We start from the raw sequence: 15,126 nt of genomic DNA on the forward strand, positions 1-15,126 counted from the left end.
TCCCGCTGGAAACGTCCATCGGCGAAGGAGACGCAGCTTTGCCCGTCATGGCGCAATTCACGCTTGTCTCTCGCTTGCAGAACACTTGAAGAACGCTTAACGTGTTCGTGGTTTGTTTCGGCGGTTCCGCGCTTGGCGGTCGCCCCCTCCTAGGTGGCTCTCATGTTGACGCGCAAGCAGTTGGAGCTGCTCCAGTTCATCCAGCAGAGAATGAGCGAGAGCGGCGTTCCCCCCTCCTTCGACGAGATGAAAGATGCGCTCGATCTGCGCTCCAAATCCGGCATCCACCGGTTGATCACAGCGCTGGAGGAGCGTGGCTTTCTGCGGCGCCTGCCGAATCGGGCGCGCGCCATCGAGATCATCCGTATTCCGGAGCCGATCACGGGCAAGCAGCCGCCCGCGCCACAGGCCGAAGTGCGTCGTTTCACACCGAGCGTGGTCGAGGGTGGGCGGTCCAAGTCCGTTCCGCCGAGGCCGACGACGACACAGGTCTTCGACGAAGACGGCCGCTCGGTGATGGTGCCGGTGATGGGCCGGATCGCGGCCGGTACGCCGATCTCCGCTATCCAGAACCAGAGCCATTCCATCGCGATGTCGCCGGACTTCCTGGCCGGCGGCGAGCACTACGCGCTGGAAGTGCGCGGCGATTCGATGATCGAGGCCGGCATCCTCGACGGCGACCTCGTGGTGATCCGCAAGCAGGATACAGCCCAGACCGGCGACATCATCGTGGCGCTGATCGACGACGAGGAGGCGACCCTGAAGCGCCTGCGCCGCCGCGGCTCCTCAATCGCTCTGGAGGCCGCCAACCCGGCCTACGAGACCCGCGTACTCGGACCCGACCGGGTCCAGATCCAGGGCCGCCTCGTCAGTCTCGTGCGCCGCTACTGAAGCGGCTCGGCAGGGGCGTCCGCAGCAGAAGCTTCGGTGTCCTCAGTAGGTGACGGCTGCCGGTAGTTCGCGAAGCCTGATGGCTGATCGGGCGTCGGCAAATCCGGTTTGGACGTAGGCGGTTCGGGCGGCTTGATGGCAGCCGCCGGACGCCAGGGCGGCGGTGGACCGGGCTTTCGTACGGTGACCAGAACCGGTCCGCTCGAGTCTAGGCGGATCATCGCCGCGCCGTGCTCGGCCAGAAATTTCCGGTCGAGGAGCAGGCCCGCCGCGCAACCGGGCGGCGCATCTCGGCGGGTCACCAGAATAGCGGCGCGGGCGCAATCCTCGAACAGGCCGCGCCGGTCCTTGACGAGGGACAGCCACCGTCCGTCCGCCAGCCGGATCGTACAGCCGAGCCGGTCGCAGCGGGCGCCCTCCCCCTGCCCGACCTGATCGGCCCGGCGCCCATCGCCGTCGGCCTTGAGCCACTGCTCCAGCACGAAGTTCGGCGGCTTGCCGAGGATGGCGAGGCGCCCATCGGCACCCCGAACCGCCGCGCCGGCCCCATCGCGATCGATGAAGACATCGTAGCGAGCGGGCGTCGCAGCGAGGGCAAGTCCCCCGACGGCTGGCAGCAGAGCCAACCAACGTAGCCGCGAGACCAGATCGTGCACACCACCACCTCGCCGATCTGGAGGACCTCGGTCGCCAGGGCGTGGGACACCTCGTGGCGGGAAATGGCCAGGAGCGTCGCGGGCGAGCGCGTCTCGGGCGGCGCGAGCTGGCCGAGGAGGTCCGGCAGGCGCATGTCGCGCTTGCCCGCGCGGGCGGCCATGCGGGCCTGCCTGGCCCAGCCGGCGACCTCGGCGCCCGACGCGCCCGCGCCGATGGCGGCCAGCGGCATCAGGTCCTCGCCTGCCAAGTCGTCGCCGAGGTGCTGGCGCAGGATGGCGGCGATGTCCTCGATGCCGGGCCGTTCGATCCGCACGAGCCGGTCGAGGCGGCCCGGGCGCGTCAGGGCGGGATCGAGCCGATGAACGAAGTTCGTCGTTCCGATGACGATCAGTCTTGATGCGGGGCTTGAGGCTGCGCCATCAAGCAGAGTGAGGATATGCGAAGTAATCGGCACCCAAAAATCACGATGCCGATTATCGATTGTTTCACGGTTAGGGACGGCATCGATCTCGTCTAGGAGTAAAATCCCATTCGTTGCCGATGCGGCCGCGAACACCTCGTCGATGCGGCGGATGATGTCGTTGAGATAGCCGTTGCCGGCCCCGAACCAGGACGAGACGCTGGTGACCGTAAGAGGTAATTCGGTACTCTTGGCGATGATCCGGGCCAGCGTCGTCTTGCCGGTGCCGGCGTCTCCGAAGAATACTGCGTTCTTGGCTTCGATACTTTCCCAGGAGCGCTTGCCGGCCTTGAACTCCTTGACCGCGGCGACGAGCCCCATCCCCCAGGACATGGCGTCCTCGCCGTAGCCGACGGCTTCGTCCAGGGTCGGCACGTCCGCGAGGCCGGGGGCGGTCCGACCCAGGGACCGCTGGGCCGCCTTGAGCCGCCGGACGCACTCGCCGGCCCGGGTGCCGGTGCGGATGCAGGCGACGATGGTGTCGAAACCCAGGCCGGCTGCGATGGCCGGGGGCAGCCGGCTCGGACGCTTGCCGGTGGCGAGCCGGATGACCGCCGAGACAACCCGATTGCTCGGGGACGGCAGGTCGATCCGCATGTCCGCGGCTGCGACCAGGGCAGCCGGCAGGTACTTCTCGGGCGACTGGGAGACGCCGGCCACCCTGTGGCCGGACGCGAGGGCGCGTCCGATCACGTCGTTGCCCTTGTCGGGAGTTTCGGTGCGGCTGCTTCCGGCCCGCTTCGAGATCTCGGCCCACGGCGCCATGCCCCAGAGCGCGTTGGCGACGGGAACGACCCAGTCTGGGCCGGGAACGGAGACCACCAGGGCGAGGCCATCGCGGCCTGCGATGCGGGCGGCATCGCGCTTCGGCAGCCCATCCTGGATCAGGGCGATGGCGAGGATGGTGCCGACCGAGACCGTGCCGGGGACGTCCAGGGCGGACGGGTCGTCCCCGTAGGCTCCGTCGTCGGCCGCGTCGAGGATGCCGGCCTCCCGGGCGACACGCTCGGCGTGCGACCTCAGGGTGGCCTTGGGTGTCTTGGGCAGCTTCTTCAGATTCGTCATGGCGGCCTCGTCGGGCCGCCGGGCTCGTGCGCCGGTCAGCCCTTGGGAAGGGTGTCGATGGGAGGGTTCGGGCGGTCGCACGGCGGGCGTTTCGGCCGGCCGGCGGAGAGCGGTATCGAGAGCGCGGGCATGGGGATGTCCTTGGGTCGGGAAGGCTCAGCCTTCGGGAAGGTCGGCGCCTTCGGTCGGGCGGCGCTGGCCCCAGGGGGTGACGCGGACGTCGGTCGGCCTGGCTCCGGTCCGCTCGGCGACGCGGCGGCCACGGGCCTCGGCCTCTTCGAGGGCGGCGCGCCCGAGGGCGACGAGGGCTCCCTCGATTGCGGCGCGGAAGGTGACCTCGGACAGGTCGCGCATCAGGTACAGGCGCCGGAAGAGGTCGCCGACGAGAAGGTCCGAACTGCGGGTGTCGGGGGTCGTGTGATCGTTCATGGCGGCCTCGTACGCGGGCCGCCGGGCGCTGGGTGCGCGCCGCCTAGGCCCGGGCGATGGGGAGGATGGGAAAGGCAGGTCTGCCGCTGGGCAGAGGTTTCCGTATGAGGAAGGCCAGGGTCACGGTCTGGGTCTCTCGTCGGCGGGGATGGGAAGCAATTGCCGTCGGTGTTTACTTTGAATCCCAAAGCCTGGGCGTCAAGGCAGGGATCCAAAAGATCCCGCATCTATGTAGTTTGAGCTGATGGGGCCTGTGGGACGGTGTGGAAGATACCCCGAAGTCCAGGGTATTTTTCGACGTACGCGCCCGAGATCTCCAACCCATGCCCCGTCCAGTGCTTAAGGTCGCCCGTCGATGGCGTGCACGCCTCGCGGGTTCGAGGCGCCGGTGATGGCCGAACCAAAGTTCCGCCTTTGACCGTCAAAGTCCCGCACTAAATCTACCTCAATTATACGGACCACCCGACGCCAATCGGGTCGGCCGTTTCGACATGCGGTATGCTGGAAGCAATCCGATGATGCGCAGCGGGTAGGACATCGGGCGTTCTCGATTTTTGCCGAGGATGGATCGACGACACCAAATCCTTATGCCCTTCGGTCCCGGACCCTCTCGAACCCTTATGCGGGTTCAAGGATCTTCGCCGACCGCCCGGACAGGGTGCCAGGCCGAATTTCCGTGGACTACACCGACCGACAACCGGCCCTCTCCGATGGACATGGTGCCATCGACCGATCCCCGACCCGCGAAGGCCTGCAGCGTTTGCTGTCCCGGTGCCGAGCATGCGGGACCGGGTTCCATGGCTATCGTCTCGAAGGCGATGGCGTCGTCCAGGTCGACCGTTCGAGGTGGCTAAGCGAATGCCCCCGGGCCGTCCAGGCTGGCTGCCCGCTCGGGTGTGTCGAGTTCCGTCTCGCCCTGCGCATGGCCGCGCCGGCGGACTGAACGACCACCGTCCCAGGGCCGACCAGCGAGCCCCCCCCCCGCGATCCTAATGCGTCCCTTATAAAATCGCCCTCGCTTCCGTCTCGAACCCTAATGCGGTTCGCGTCCACATTGGTCCTGGGCGAGACCGGTCCTGCATCGGCCCCCGAACCGAAACGGACCGACCATGCTCGACATCGCCTTCATCGCCGCGGGGCTCGCCTTCTTCGGCCTGGCCGCCGGCTACGCCGTCCTCTGCGAACGCCTCTGAGGCTCGCCATGACCCTCGACCTGACGCTTGGCGCCCTCGTGACCCTGGGGCTGCTCGGATACCTCACCTACGCCCTCGTCCGCCCCGAGCGGTTCTGAAGGAACGCCTCCCATGACCATCAACGGCTGGATACAGATCGCGCTGTTCTGCGCGGTCGTCCTCACGCTCGCCCGCCCTCTCGGCGGCTACATGACCCGTGTCTTCACGGGTGAGCGAACCTTCCTTTCGCCCGTGCTCGCCCCCGTCGAGCGCGGGCTTTACCGCGTCGCCGGCATCGACGCCCGCCAGGAGCAGCACTGGCTGTCCTACGCCCTGGCCATGCTCGCCTTCCACGTGCTCGGCTTCCTCGCCCTGTACGCGCTGCTGCGCTTCCAGGCGGTCCTGCCGTTCAACCCGGACGGGCAGTCCGCCGTCGCGCCGGACCTCGCCTTCAACACGGCGGCGAGCTTCGTGACCAACACGAACTGGCAGAACTACGGCGGCGAGACGACGATGTCGTACCTCACGCAGATGCTGGGGCTGACCCACCAGAACTTCCTGTCGGCCGCGACCGGCATCGCCCTGGCCGTCGCCCTGGTGCGCGGCTTCTCGCGCGCCTCGGCCGCCACCGTGGGCTCGTTCTGGGTCGACCTGACCCGGACCACCCTCTACGTGCTGCTGCCGATCTGCGTCGTCTACACGCTGTTCCTGGTCTCCCAGGGCATTCCCCAGACCTTCGGCGGGGCCATCGAGGCCACCACCCTGGAAGGCGCCAAGCAGACCATCGCGGTCGGCCCGGTGGCGAGCCAGGTCGCCATCAAGATGCTCGGCACCAACGGCGGCGGGTTCTTCAACGTCAACGCGGCCCACCCGTTCGAGAATCCCACCGCCCTCGCGAACTTCGTCCAGATCGTCTCGATCTTCGCCATCGGCGCGGCGATGACCAACGTCTTCGGCCGCATGGTCGGCGACGAGCGCCAGGGCTGGGCGATCCTCGCTGCTATGGGCGTGCTGTTCCTGGCGGGCGTCACCGTCGTCTACTGGGCCGAGAGCGCCGGCAGCCCCGTCCTCAACGGCCTCGGCCTGACCGGCGGGAACATGGAGGGCAAGGAGGTCCGCTTCGGCATCGTAGCGTCCGCCCTCTTCGCGGCCGTCACCACGGCGGCCTCGTGCGGCGCGGTCAACGCCATGCACGACAGCTTCACCGCGCTCGGCGGCATGATCCCGCTGATCAACATGGAGCTCGGCGAGATCATCGTCGGCGGCGTCGGGGCCGGCCTTTACGGCATCCTCGTCTTCGTCATCGTGACGATCTTCGTCGCCGGCCTGATGGTCGGTCGCACGCCCGAGTACCTCGGCAAGAAGATCGAGGCCAAGGAGGTCAAGATGGCGATGCTCGCCATCCTGTGCCTGCCGCTGATGATGCTGGGGTTCACGGCGCTGGCCACCGTGGTCGCCGCCGGTCTCGCAGGCCCGGCCAACGCCGGCCCGCACGGCTTCTCGGAGATCCTGTACGCGTTCACCTCGGCGGCGGCGAACAACGGCTCGGCCTTCGGCGGACTCACCGGCAACACCCTTTTCTACAACACCACGCTCGGCCTCGGCATGCTGTTCGGCCGGTTCTTCGTGATCGTCCCGGCGCTCGCCATCGCAGGGTCGCTCGCCGCCAAGAAGACGGTGCCGGCCTCGGCCGGGACGTTCCCGACGCATGGGGGCCTGTTCGTCGGCCTACTGGTCGGCGTGATCCTGATCGTCGGCGGGCTGACCTTCTTCCCGGCGCTGGCGCTCGGACCCATCGTCGAGCACCTCGCCGGCGGCCTCGGCCAGACCTTCGCGGCGGGGGGGTGAGGTGCAGGACGCCATGCTTCCATCCCGCAACCGCGCCGCCATGCGGCGCACCCTCGCACGTCACCGGCCAAGGCCGCCGACATGGGACCGGGTCCGACGGGACCGCCGCGACCTCCGCCTCTCGGACGTCATCCTCGGCATGCTCGGCCTGACCCTGCTCGGCGCCCTCGGCATCATGGCCGGGGCGGCCCTCCTCGGCACCGCCCTGGCCCCCTGAGCCCCCACTCGGCGGCGCGTGACCGCGCCGCCGCCCGAGATGCCTCACCATCCAATCGGACAACCGCAATGGCCCGCCCAAACTCCACGAGCCTGTTCAGCGCCGCCCTTGTCGGGCCGGCGCTCGTCGGCGCCCTGACCAAGCTCGACCCCCGCAAGATGATCAAGAACCCGGTCATGTTCGTGGTCGAGGTCGTGGCCGCGCTCACCACCGTCCTGTTCGTCCGCGACGTCCTGACCGGTGGAGCCAACCTCGCCTTCTCCGGCCAGATCATCCTGTGGCTGTGGTTCACCGTTCTGTTCGCCAACTTTGCCGAGGCCATCGCCGAGGGCCGCGGCAAGGCGCAGGCCGACAGCCTGCGGCGCACCCGCACCGAGACCATGGCCAAGCGCCTGAAGGGCACCGGACGGGACTTCGAGACCATCCCCGGCAACGACCTGAAGGTCGGCGACGTGGTCCTGGTCGAAGCCGGCGACATCATTCCCTCGGACGGCGAGGTCATCCTCGGCGTGGCATCGGTGAACGAGGCCGCCATCACCGGCGAGTCCGCCCCGGTGATCCGCGAGTCGGGCGGCGACCGTTCGGCGGTGACCGGAGGCACGCAGGTGCTTTCCGACGAGATCCGGGTCCGCATCACCGCCGCCGCCGGTTCGACCTTCGTCGACCGGATGATCGCCCTCGTCGAGGGCGCCTCGCGTCAGAAGACCCCGAACGAGATCGCGCTCAACATCCTGCTCGCCGGCCTGACCCTGATCTTCGTCTTCGCCGTCGCCTCGATCCCAAGCTTTGCCTCCTACGCCGGCGGATCGATCCCGTTGATCGTACTGGTCGCCCTGTTCGTCACCCTGATCCCGACGACCATCGGCGCGCTCCTGTCGGCCATCGGCATCGCCGGCATGGACCGGCTGGTGCGCTTCAACGTGCTCGCGATGTCGGGCCGCGCGGTGGAGGCGGCCGGCGACGTCGACACCCTGCTGCTCGACAAGACCGGCACGATCACCCTCGGCAACCGGCAGGCCACCGAGTTCCGCCCCGTCCGCGGCGTGACCGAGCAGGACCTCGCCGACGCCGCCCAGTTGGCCTCGCTGGCCGACGAGACCCCGGAGGGCCGCTCCATCGTCGTCCTGGCCAAGGAGAAGTACGGCATCCGGGCCCGCGACATGGCGAGCCTCAACGCGACCTTCGTACCGTTCACCGCGCAGACCCGGATGAGCGGCGTCGATCTCGACGGTTCCTCCATCCGCAAGGGCGCCGTCGATTCCATCATCGCCTCGGTGAGTTCACAGCCGATGGCGACCCGTGGCTCCGGTGCGGCGCTGGCTTACAGCCCAGGCGTCGCCGACGAGACGGTGCGCGAGATCCAGGCCATCGCCGAGGACGTCGCCAAGGCGGGCGGCACCCCGCTCGCCGTGACGCGGGACGGCCGGCTTCTCGGCGTCGTCTACCTCAAGGACATCGTGAAGGGCGGCATCCGCGAGCGCTTCGCGGAACTCCGCCAGATGGGCATCCGCACGGTGATGATCACCGGCGACAACCCGATGACCGCCGCCGCCATCGCCGCCGAGGCCGGCGTGGACGACTTCCTCGCCCAGGCCACCCCGGAGGACAAGCTGGCGCTGATCCGGAAGGAGCAGTCCCAGGGCAAGCTCGTCGCCATGTGCGGCGACGGCACCAACGATGCCCCGGCGCTCGCCCAGGCCGACGTCGGCGTCGCGATGAACACCGGAACGGTCGCGGCGCGCGAGGCCGGCAACATGGTCGACCTCGACAGCGACCCGACCAAGCTCATCGAGATCGTCGGCATCGGCAAGCAGTTGCTGATGACCCGCGGGGCGCTGACCACGTTCTCCATCGCCAACGACGTCGCCAAGTATTTCGCCATCATCCCGGCGATGTTCCTGGTGCTCTACCCGCAGCTCCAGGCCCTCAACGTCATGGGCCTCGCCTCGCCCGAGAGCGCGATCCTCTCGGCCATCATCTTCAACGCGCTCATCATCGTCGTCCTGATCCCGCTGGCGCTGAAGGGCGTGTCCTACCGGGCGGTCGGGGCCGGGGCGCTGCTGCGCCGGAACCTCCTGATCTACGGCTTGGGCGGCATCCTGGTGCCCTTCGTCGGCATCAAGGCCATCGACCTCGCCATCACCGCCCTGCACCTCGTCTGAGCTGCCGCCGCACACCACCTCTGGGACCATCGTCATGCTGAACCAGCTTCGCCCCGCCCTCGTCCTGCTGATCGCCCTGACGGCCATCACCGGGCTCGCCTACCCCCTCGCGATGACCGGCATCGCGGGGGCGATCTTCCCGGCCAAGGCCGCCGGCAGCCTGATCGAGCGCGACGGCAAGGTCGTCGGCTCCAGCCTGATCGGGCAGTCCTTCACCGGCGCCGGATACTTCCACGGTCGCCCCTCGGCCACGAGCGCCGCCGATCCGGCCGACGCCGCCAAGACCGTCCCATCGCCCTACAACGCCGCGAACTCGTCGGGCTCGAACCTCGGGCCGACGAGCGCTGCCCTGGCCGAGCGGGTCAAGGGCGACCTCGACGCCCTCAGGACCGAGAACCCCGGTAAGCCCGTCCCGGTCGACCTCGTCACCACCAGCGGCTCGGGCCTCGACCCGGACATCTCACCGGACGCTGCCCTGTTCCAGGTGCCCCGGATCGCCAAGGCACGCAGCCTGCCCGAGGATCGGGTGCGTTCCCTCGTGGAGTTGCAGGTCCAGGGGCGTCTCTTCGGCATCCTCGGCGAGCCCCGCGTCAACGTGCTCGCCCTCAACCTCGCCCTGGACGGTTCGGGGTCGAAGTAGAACCGCCGGATGACAGGCCGCCCCATGTCGACGCCGCATCGCGATCCGGACCGTCCCTCGCCCGACGCCCTGTTGGAGGCCGCGCGTCGGGAGGAAGGCGGACGGGGTCGCCTCAAGATCTTCCTCGGGGCGGCCCCGGGGGTCGGCAAGACCTACGAGATGCTCACCGTCGGGCGCGCGCGGCTCAAGGCCGGCACCGACGTGGTCGTCGGCGTGGTCGAGACCCACGGGCGCGCGGAGACCCTGGCGCTCGTCGAGGGCTTCGAGGTGCTCGGCCGGCGGTCGGTCGCGTACCACGGCACGGCGCTCGACGAGATGGACCTCGACGGATTGCTGGCCCGCAGGCCCGCCCTGGCGCTGGTGGACGAGCTCGCCCACACCAACGCGCCGGGCTCGCGCCATCCGAAGCGCTACCAGGACGTCGAGGAACTGCTCGACGCCGGCATCGACGTCTACACCACCCTCAACATCCAGCACGTGGAGAGCCTGAACGACGTCGTCGCGCAGATCACCCGCATCCGGGTGCGCGAGACCGTCCCCGACGGCATCCTCGACCGCGCCGACGACATCGAGGTGGTCGACCTCAACCCCGACGACCTGATCCAGCGCCTCCGGGACGGCAAGGTCTACGTGAAGGGCAACGCCGAGCGCGCCCTCAAGCACTACTTCTCCCGCGGCAACCTGACGGCCCTGCGCGAGCTGGCGCTCCGCCGCACCGCCGACCGAGTCGACGACGAGCTCATCAGCCACATGCGGGCCAACGCCATCGCGGGTCCGTGGGGAGCCGGGGAGCGGGTGCTCGTCTGCGTCAGCGAGGACCCGAACTCCGCCGGCCTCGTGCGCCACGCCAAGCGTCTCGCCGACCGCCTGCACGCGCCGTGGACCGCCATCACCGTGGAAGGGCCGCGCAGCCTGTCCCTCGACGAGGCCGCGCGCGACCGCATCGCCGACACCCTGCGCCTCGCCGACCGGCTGGGCGGGGACGCGGTCACGCTCCCCGGCGGCCGGCGCGTCGCCGACGACATCCTCGCCTTCGCCCGCTCGACCAACGTCAACCACGTCATCCTTGGCAAGGCCGAACGCTCGCCGCTGTTCGAGCTCCTCAACGGCTCGGTGGTGCACGACATCATCCGCCGGTCCGGCAACATCAGCGTGCACGTCATCACCGGCGAGGCCAGCAGGGCCGATCCGGTCCCGGCGAAGACGGTCGCGACGGCGGTCGAGAAGCGGCCCATCGAGATCCTGCCCTATGCCGTCGGGCTCCTCGGCACGGGTGCCGCCCTCGGGCTCGCGCTGCTGGTCGAGCCTTATCTCGGCGTCGAGAACGCCGACCTCATCCTGCTGACCGCCATCGTCGCCGTCGCGGTGCGCTTCGGCCTGGGGCCGTCGCTCGTGGCCGTGGTCGCCGCGTCGTTGGCCTACAACTTCTTCTTCCTGCCGCCGGTCTACACCCTGACCATCGCGGACCCGACCAACATCGCCGCGTTCCTGCTGTTCACGGTGGTGGCGGTGGCCGTCTCGAACCTGGCGTCCCGATCCCGCCGCGAGGCGGTGGTCTCGCGTGGCAGGGCGCGGGCGACCGAGCGGCTCTACGGCTTCAGCCGCAAGCTCGCCGGATGCGGCACCCTCGACGACGTGCTCTGGGCGACCTCCGCCCAGATCGCCGCCATGCTGAGGGTCCGGGTCGTCGTCCTGCTCCCCGATCAGGGAGCGGTCTCCGTCCGGGCCGGCTTCCCGCCCGAGGACACCCTCGATGCGGCCGACCTGGGCGCCGCGAATTGGACCTTCGACAACGAGCGGCCCGCGGGGCGGGGCGCCGACACGCTACCGGGGGCCAAGCGGCTGTTCCTGCCGATGCGGACGGGCCGCGGCATCGTCGGGGTCATCGGCCTCGACACCGACGGCATCGGACCGATCCTCTCACCGGAGAGCCGGCGCCTGTTCGACGCGCTGGCCGACATGGCGGCACTGGCCATCGAGCGGGTGCGCCTGGTCGAGGACCTCGACCGGGCGGAGCGCGCCGCCGAGACCGACCGGCTGCGGCAGGCCCTGCTCACCTCGATCTCGCACGACCTGCGCACCCCTCTGTCCTCGGTGCTCGGTGCGGCCACGACCCTGCGCGACCTCGACGAGGCCTTGGAAGCAGACGCCAAGAGGGACCTTCTCGACACCATCATCGAGGAGTCCGAGCGGCTGAACCGCTTCATCGTCAACCTCCTCGACATGACCCGATTGGAGGCGGGGGCCGTGGCGGCGAGCCTCACGCCGCAGGACGTCGGCGAGACCGTCGACACCGCACTGCGCCGCTTAGGCTCAATCCTCGCCGGCCATCGGGTCGAGCTCGATCTTCCGGCCACCCTGCCGGCCCTGCGCCTCGATCCGGTGCTGTTCGAGCAGGTGCTGGTCAACCTCCTCGACAACGCCGCCAAGTACGCCCCCGAGGGGTCCACCGTCACCGTCAGGGGCTCTGTCGAGCGTGGGCAGGTCCGTCTCACGGTCCTCGACGAGGGCGACGGCCTGCCCGAGGCCGACGTCGAGCGCGTGTTCGACAAGTTCTATCGCGTCCGGAAGGGCGACAGCGTCCGGGCCGGGACCGGCCTCGGCCTCGCCATCGCCCGCGGGTTCGTCGAGGCCATGGGCGGCACGCTGACGGCCGGCAACCGCCGCGACCGCCTGGGCGCCGTTTTCACCGTCCTCCTGCCCGTCCCCCCGGCGGGAAACGTTCGCGCGGATCTGGCGGCATGAGCATGAACATCCTCGTCATCGACGACGAGCCGCCGATCCGGAAGCTCCTGCGCATGGGCCTTGCGACCCAGGGCTACGAGACCTTCGAGGCACCGAACGCACGCGCCGCGCTGGACGTCCTGTCCCGTGAGACCGTCGACCTGATCATCCTCGACCTCGGGCTGCCCGACATGCGCGGGCACGACCTGCTGCGCCTGATCCGCAAGGACCATCGCGACCTGCCCGTGGTGGTCCTGTCCAGCCGGGACGACGAGGCCGGCAAGGTCGAGGCGCTCGACCTCGGGGCGGACGACTACGTCACCAAGCCCTTCGGCATGGGCGAATTGCTGGCCCGCATCCGCGCGGCCCTGCGCCACCAGCTCGCGGTCCAGGGCGAACGCGCCCTGTTCGAGGTCGACGGCCTCAGCGTCGACCTGGTGCGCCGCCTGGTCCGGGTCCGCGGCGAGGAGGTGAAGCTCACGCCGCGCGAGTACGACTTCCTGCGCGTCCTGATCCAGCATGCCGGGAAGGCCTTGACCCACGCCCAACTCATGAGCGAGGTCTCCACCTCGTCCGACCCGCAGTACCTGCGGGTCTACATGCGCCAGCTTCGCCTAAAGCTGGAGGCCGATCCCGAGCGCCCGCGCATCCTCCTGACCGAGACCGGCGTCGGCTATCGCCTGCGTGCCCCCGAGGACGAGGCCCGGGCTTGATGGCGGGTTTCGCCGTGCATGAAGGCGAACCCTTCGAGATCCTTCCGGACCCGGGCGCTTGAGCGAGCCCCTCGACCCCTACCGCAGTTCCGCGACCGAGCCGACCCGAATGACCATCGACGAGATCCTATCGCCCGACCAAGTCGCCGTCGGGGTCCGCACGGCGAGCAAGGCCGCGCTCCTGGACGACCTGGCGCGCCGGGCCGCCCAGGCGCTCGGCCTCGATGCCGCGTCGCTGCGGACGGCGCTGGAGAAGCGCGAGGGCCTCGGTTCGACCGGGGTCGGGGACGGCATCGCGCTGCCGCACGCCCGGCTGGAGAGCGTCAGGCGCCCGTTCGGATGCCTGGTACGCCTGCGCGACGCGGTGGACTTCGACGCCATCGACGAACGGCCGGTGGACCTCGTGTTCCTACTGCTGCTCCCGACCGATGCGCAGGGTTCGCAATTCAATGCCCTGGCCTGCGTCGCCCGCCGGATGCGTGATACCGAGGCGGTGGCGGCGATGCGGGGAGCCCGCGATGCGGGCGCGCTGTACGCGACCATGAGGGGCAGCCGGACGGCACCGTGACGGTCTACCCGCTGTCGATACAACGACACTGGATGCCATGCAGCCTAACGTTCCATGATGGGTGGATTGCAGTCGGTCCGCTTCTGGGGGCCAATGTATGTGTGGATCGGCGTCGAAAAATGACACCGGCCGAGCCGTTCCTAACTTTCTAACGCAGTGTGAAAATTGGAGTTTCCAGTAGGGTCACGATCAGCGCCGGTTGTGACCCCACTCCTCAAGGTACTTTGTCAAACATCGCAGTGACTTTACAGAGCTGAAGGAGGGTTCAGGCTTCAAAGCTGATCCACAGCGGAACGATGCAATCCGAAAATCGGCCCTTTCAGAGCCCTGATCCAGGGCCTCGCCGAGGCGCTCCGACCGAGCTCGCGACGTCGCCGGGAGCAGTCAGCGGAACCCTGCTGCGCCAGGCGGTCCCGGATCGCGCCTTCTCGAAGCCGGCCTCGTAGAGGCTTCGCATGTACGAGACCTCGAAGCCGTCCACCGTCGTCGGCCTGGGAGCCGACCCGTCGATGTAGGCGAGGTGGAACCCTGCCCGGCGGCTGGCGGCGAAGGCGTAGGCCGCCGCCAGGCTTGCCGAGCTACGCGCCTGCGCCCCAGTGGCGAGGGTCTGCTGGACGATGGGAAGGGTCTCGGCCCGCACGATCTCGAACTCGGGATCGATCCGCCCGTTCATGAGGACGTAGAAGTCGGCCTTCCCCGGGGCGCCACGGATCCTGTCGCCGACGAGCGCCGCCTGGGGCAGGATGAAGACCGGCGCGACCACGGCGCCGTCGACGTGGAGTTCCTGATGGACGCGCCCCTCGGCCTGCACGTCGAAAAGCTGCGGTTGGAACACCGCCGGCACGCTGGCCGATGCCGTGAGCACGTCACGGAACAGTGCCATGGCGCTCGGGGCGCCGCTCGCGGCGATGGTGCCCATGTTCCAGACCATGGCCCGCTTGGCGTCGAGGTTCGTCGTCATGACCAGTAGCCGTCGACCCTTGGCATGCTCGCTCGCCACCGCCGCCAGCAGGTCGGTGGTGACGTAGCGCCCGACGAGGTCGCGAAGGCGCTGGTCTCCGAACAGCCCCGATCCGAAGACCACGTTGGCGAGGCTCGGATTGGCGACGAGCGAGGAGGCGACGCCACTCGTGTAGATCTCGGTGAGGACCGGGTCGTAGGCCGTTCCCAGGAAGGCGAACGGCGCGATCAGCGCTCCGGTGCTGACGCCCGAGACGAGGGAGAACTCGGGCCGCGTTCCCGCCGCCGACCAGCCGTTGAGGACCCCGGCCCCGTAGGCGCCGTCGCCGCCGCCGCCCGACAGCGCCAGGTATGTGAACGGCCTCGAACGCGGCTGTCGGGCTCCCATGAACGTCGCGTACCGCTCCAGGGGAACGTCGGCGAATATCCGTGCGCCGGGAATGCCCGCCACCTCGGCCGCCGCGGACTCGCTCGCGGTGTAGGGCGTCCGCGGAAGCGAGGCGCAGGCCCCGAGACTCGACAGTGCGGTCGCTGCGACGACGGCCCGTATCCGGCCTGCGAATGGCATCGTCTTCATGGAAAGCCTCTCGCTCCCCCTCAACAGAGGGTCGGTCACGCGC

Annotated in this window: 12 protein-coding genes; 9 read left to right on the forward strand and 3 right to left on the reverse strand. The window is 69.2% G+C overall.

Going from position 1 to position 15,126, the window contains the following annotated elements:
- Window positions 1–162: 162 nt before the first annotated feature.
- A complete protein-coding gene (lexA, locus tag MFF07_RS17160) occupies window positions 163–891 on the forward strand; it encodes a transcriptional repressor LexA (RefSeq protein ID WP_147813890.1) in 729 nt (242 codons plus the stop codon).
- A 298-nt stretch (window positions 892–1,189) separates the two neighbouring features.
- On the opposite strand, the gene MFF07_RS22630 is transcribed toward lexA, so the two are convergent.
- Together MFF07_RS22630 and MFF07_RS17175 are read right to left on the reverse strand one after the other, a co-directional pair.
- Window positions 1,190–3,073, reverse strand: a complete 1,884-nt coding sequence (locus MFF07_RS22630; RefSeq protein ID WP_306424644.1) for an ATP-binding protein — start codon at window positions 3,071–3,073, stop codon at window positions 1,190–1,192.
- A gap of 156 nt (window positions 3,074–3,229) precedes the next feature.
- Window positions 3,230–3,502 carry a hypothetical protein gene (locus tag MFF07_RS17175; protein ID WP_238232442.1) on the reverse strand — a complete coding sequence of 91 codons (273 nt, stop codon included), beginning with the start codon at window positions 3,500–3,502 and terminating at the stop codon, window positions 3,230–3,232.
- 1,201 nt (window positions 3,503–4,703) lie between these two features.
- Between MFF07_RS17175 and MFF07_RS17180 the strand changes: the two genes are divergently transcribed.
- The 8 genes from MFF07_RS17180 (at window position 4,704) to MFF07_RS17215 (ending at window position 13,546) form a co-directional block, all read left to right on the forward strand.
- Window positions 4,704–4,793 carry a K(+)-transporting ATPase subunit F gene (locus tag MFF07_RS17180; protein ID WP_036267122.1) on the forward strand — a complete coding sequence of 30 codons (90 nt, stop codon included), beginning with the start codon at window positions 4,704–4,706 and terminating at the stop codon, window positions 4,791–4,793.
- Between the two features lie 13 nt (window positions 4,794–4,806).
- Entirely contained in the window at window positions 4,807–6,522 is a 1,716-nt protein-coding gene (gene kdpA, locus MFF07_RS17185) for a potassium-transporting ATPase subunit KdpA (protein ID WP_238232443.1), read from the forward strand.
- A 13-nt stretch (window positions 6,523–6,535) separates the two neighbouring features.
- Window positions 6,536–6,739 (forward strand): hypothetical protein, encoded by a 204-nt coding sequence (locus tag MFF07_RS17190; RefSeq protein ID WP_147763136.1) that lies wholly within the window; start codon window positions 6,536–6,538, stop codon window positions 6,737–6,739.
- Between the two features lie 68 nt (window positions 6,740–6,807).
- Complete coding sequence (gene kdpB, locus MFF07_RS17195; protein WP_238232444.1) at window positions 6,808–8,901, forward strand: potassium-transporting ATPase subunit KdpB; 2,094 nt, start codon at window positions 6,808–6,810, stop codon at window positions 8,899–8,901.
- A 34-nt stretch (window positions 8,902–8,935) separates the two neighbouring features.
- A complete protein-coding gene (locus MFF07_RS17200) occupies window positions 8,936–9,541 on the forward strand; it encodes a K(+)-transporting ATPase subunit C (RefSeq protein ID WP_238232445.1) in 606 nt (201 codons plus the stop codon).
- A gap of 24 nt (window positions 9,542–9,565) precedes the next feature.
- Complete coding sequence (locus MFF07_RS17205) at window positions 9,566–12,286, forward strand: DUF4118 domain-containing protein (protein WP_238232446.1); 2,721 nt, start codon at window positions 9,566–9,568, stop codon at window positions 12,284–12,286.
- A complete protein-coding gene (locus MFF07_RS17210; RefSeq protein WP_147751748.1) occupies window positions 12,283–12,978 on the forward strand; it encodes a response regulator in 696 nt (231 codons plus the stop codon). The genes MFF07_RS17205 and MFF07_RS17210 overlap by 4 nt, the downstream gene beginning before the upstream one ends.
- Window positions 12,979–13,036: 58 nt before the next feature.
- Window positions 13,037–13,546, forward strand: coding sequence for a PTS sugar transporter subunit IIA (locus MFF07_RS17215; protein ID WP_238232447.1), 510 nt, complete (start codon window positions 13,037–13,039; stop codon window positions 13,544–13,546).
- Between the two features lie 319 nt (window positions 13,547–13,865).
- On the opposite strand, the gene MFF07_RS17220 is transcribed toward MFF07_RS17215, so the two are convergent.
- Window positions 13,866–15,083 (reverse strand): patatin-like phospholipase family protein, encoded by a 1,218-nt coding sequence (locus MFF07_RS17220; RefSeq protein WP_373322377.1) that lies wholly within the window; start codon window positions 15,081–15,083, stop codon window positions 13,866–13,868.
- Between the last annotated feature and the right edge of the window lie 43 nt (window positions 15,084–15,126).

Source organism: Methylobacterium thuringiense (assembly GCF_022179645.1).
GTDB lineage: Bacteria > Pseudomonadota > Alphaproteobacteria > Rhizobiales > Beijerinckiaceae > Methylobacterium > Methylobacterium thuringiense.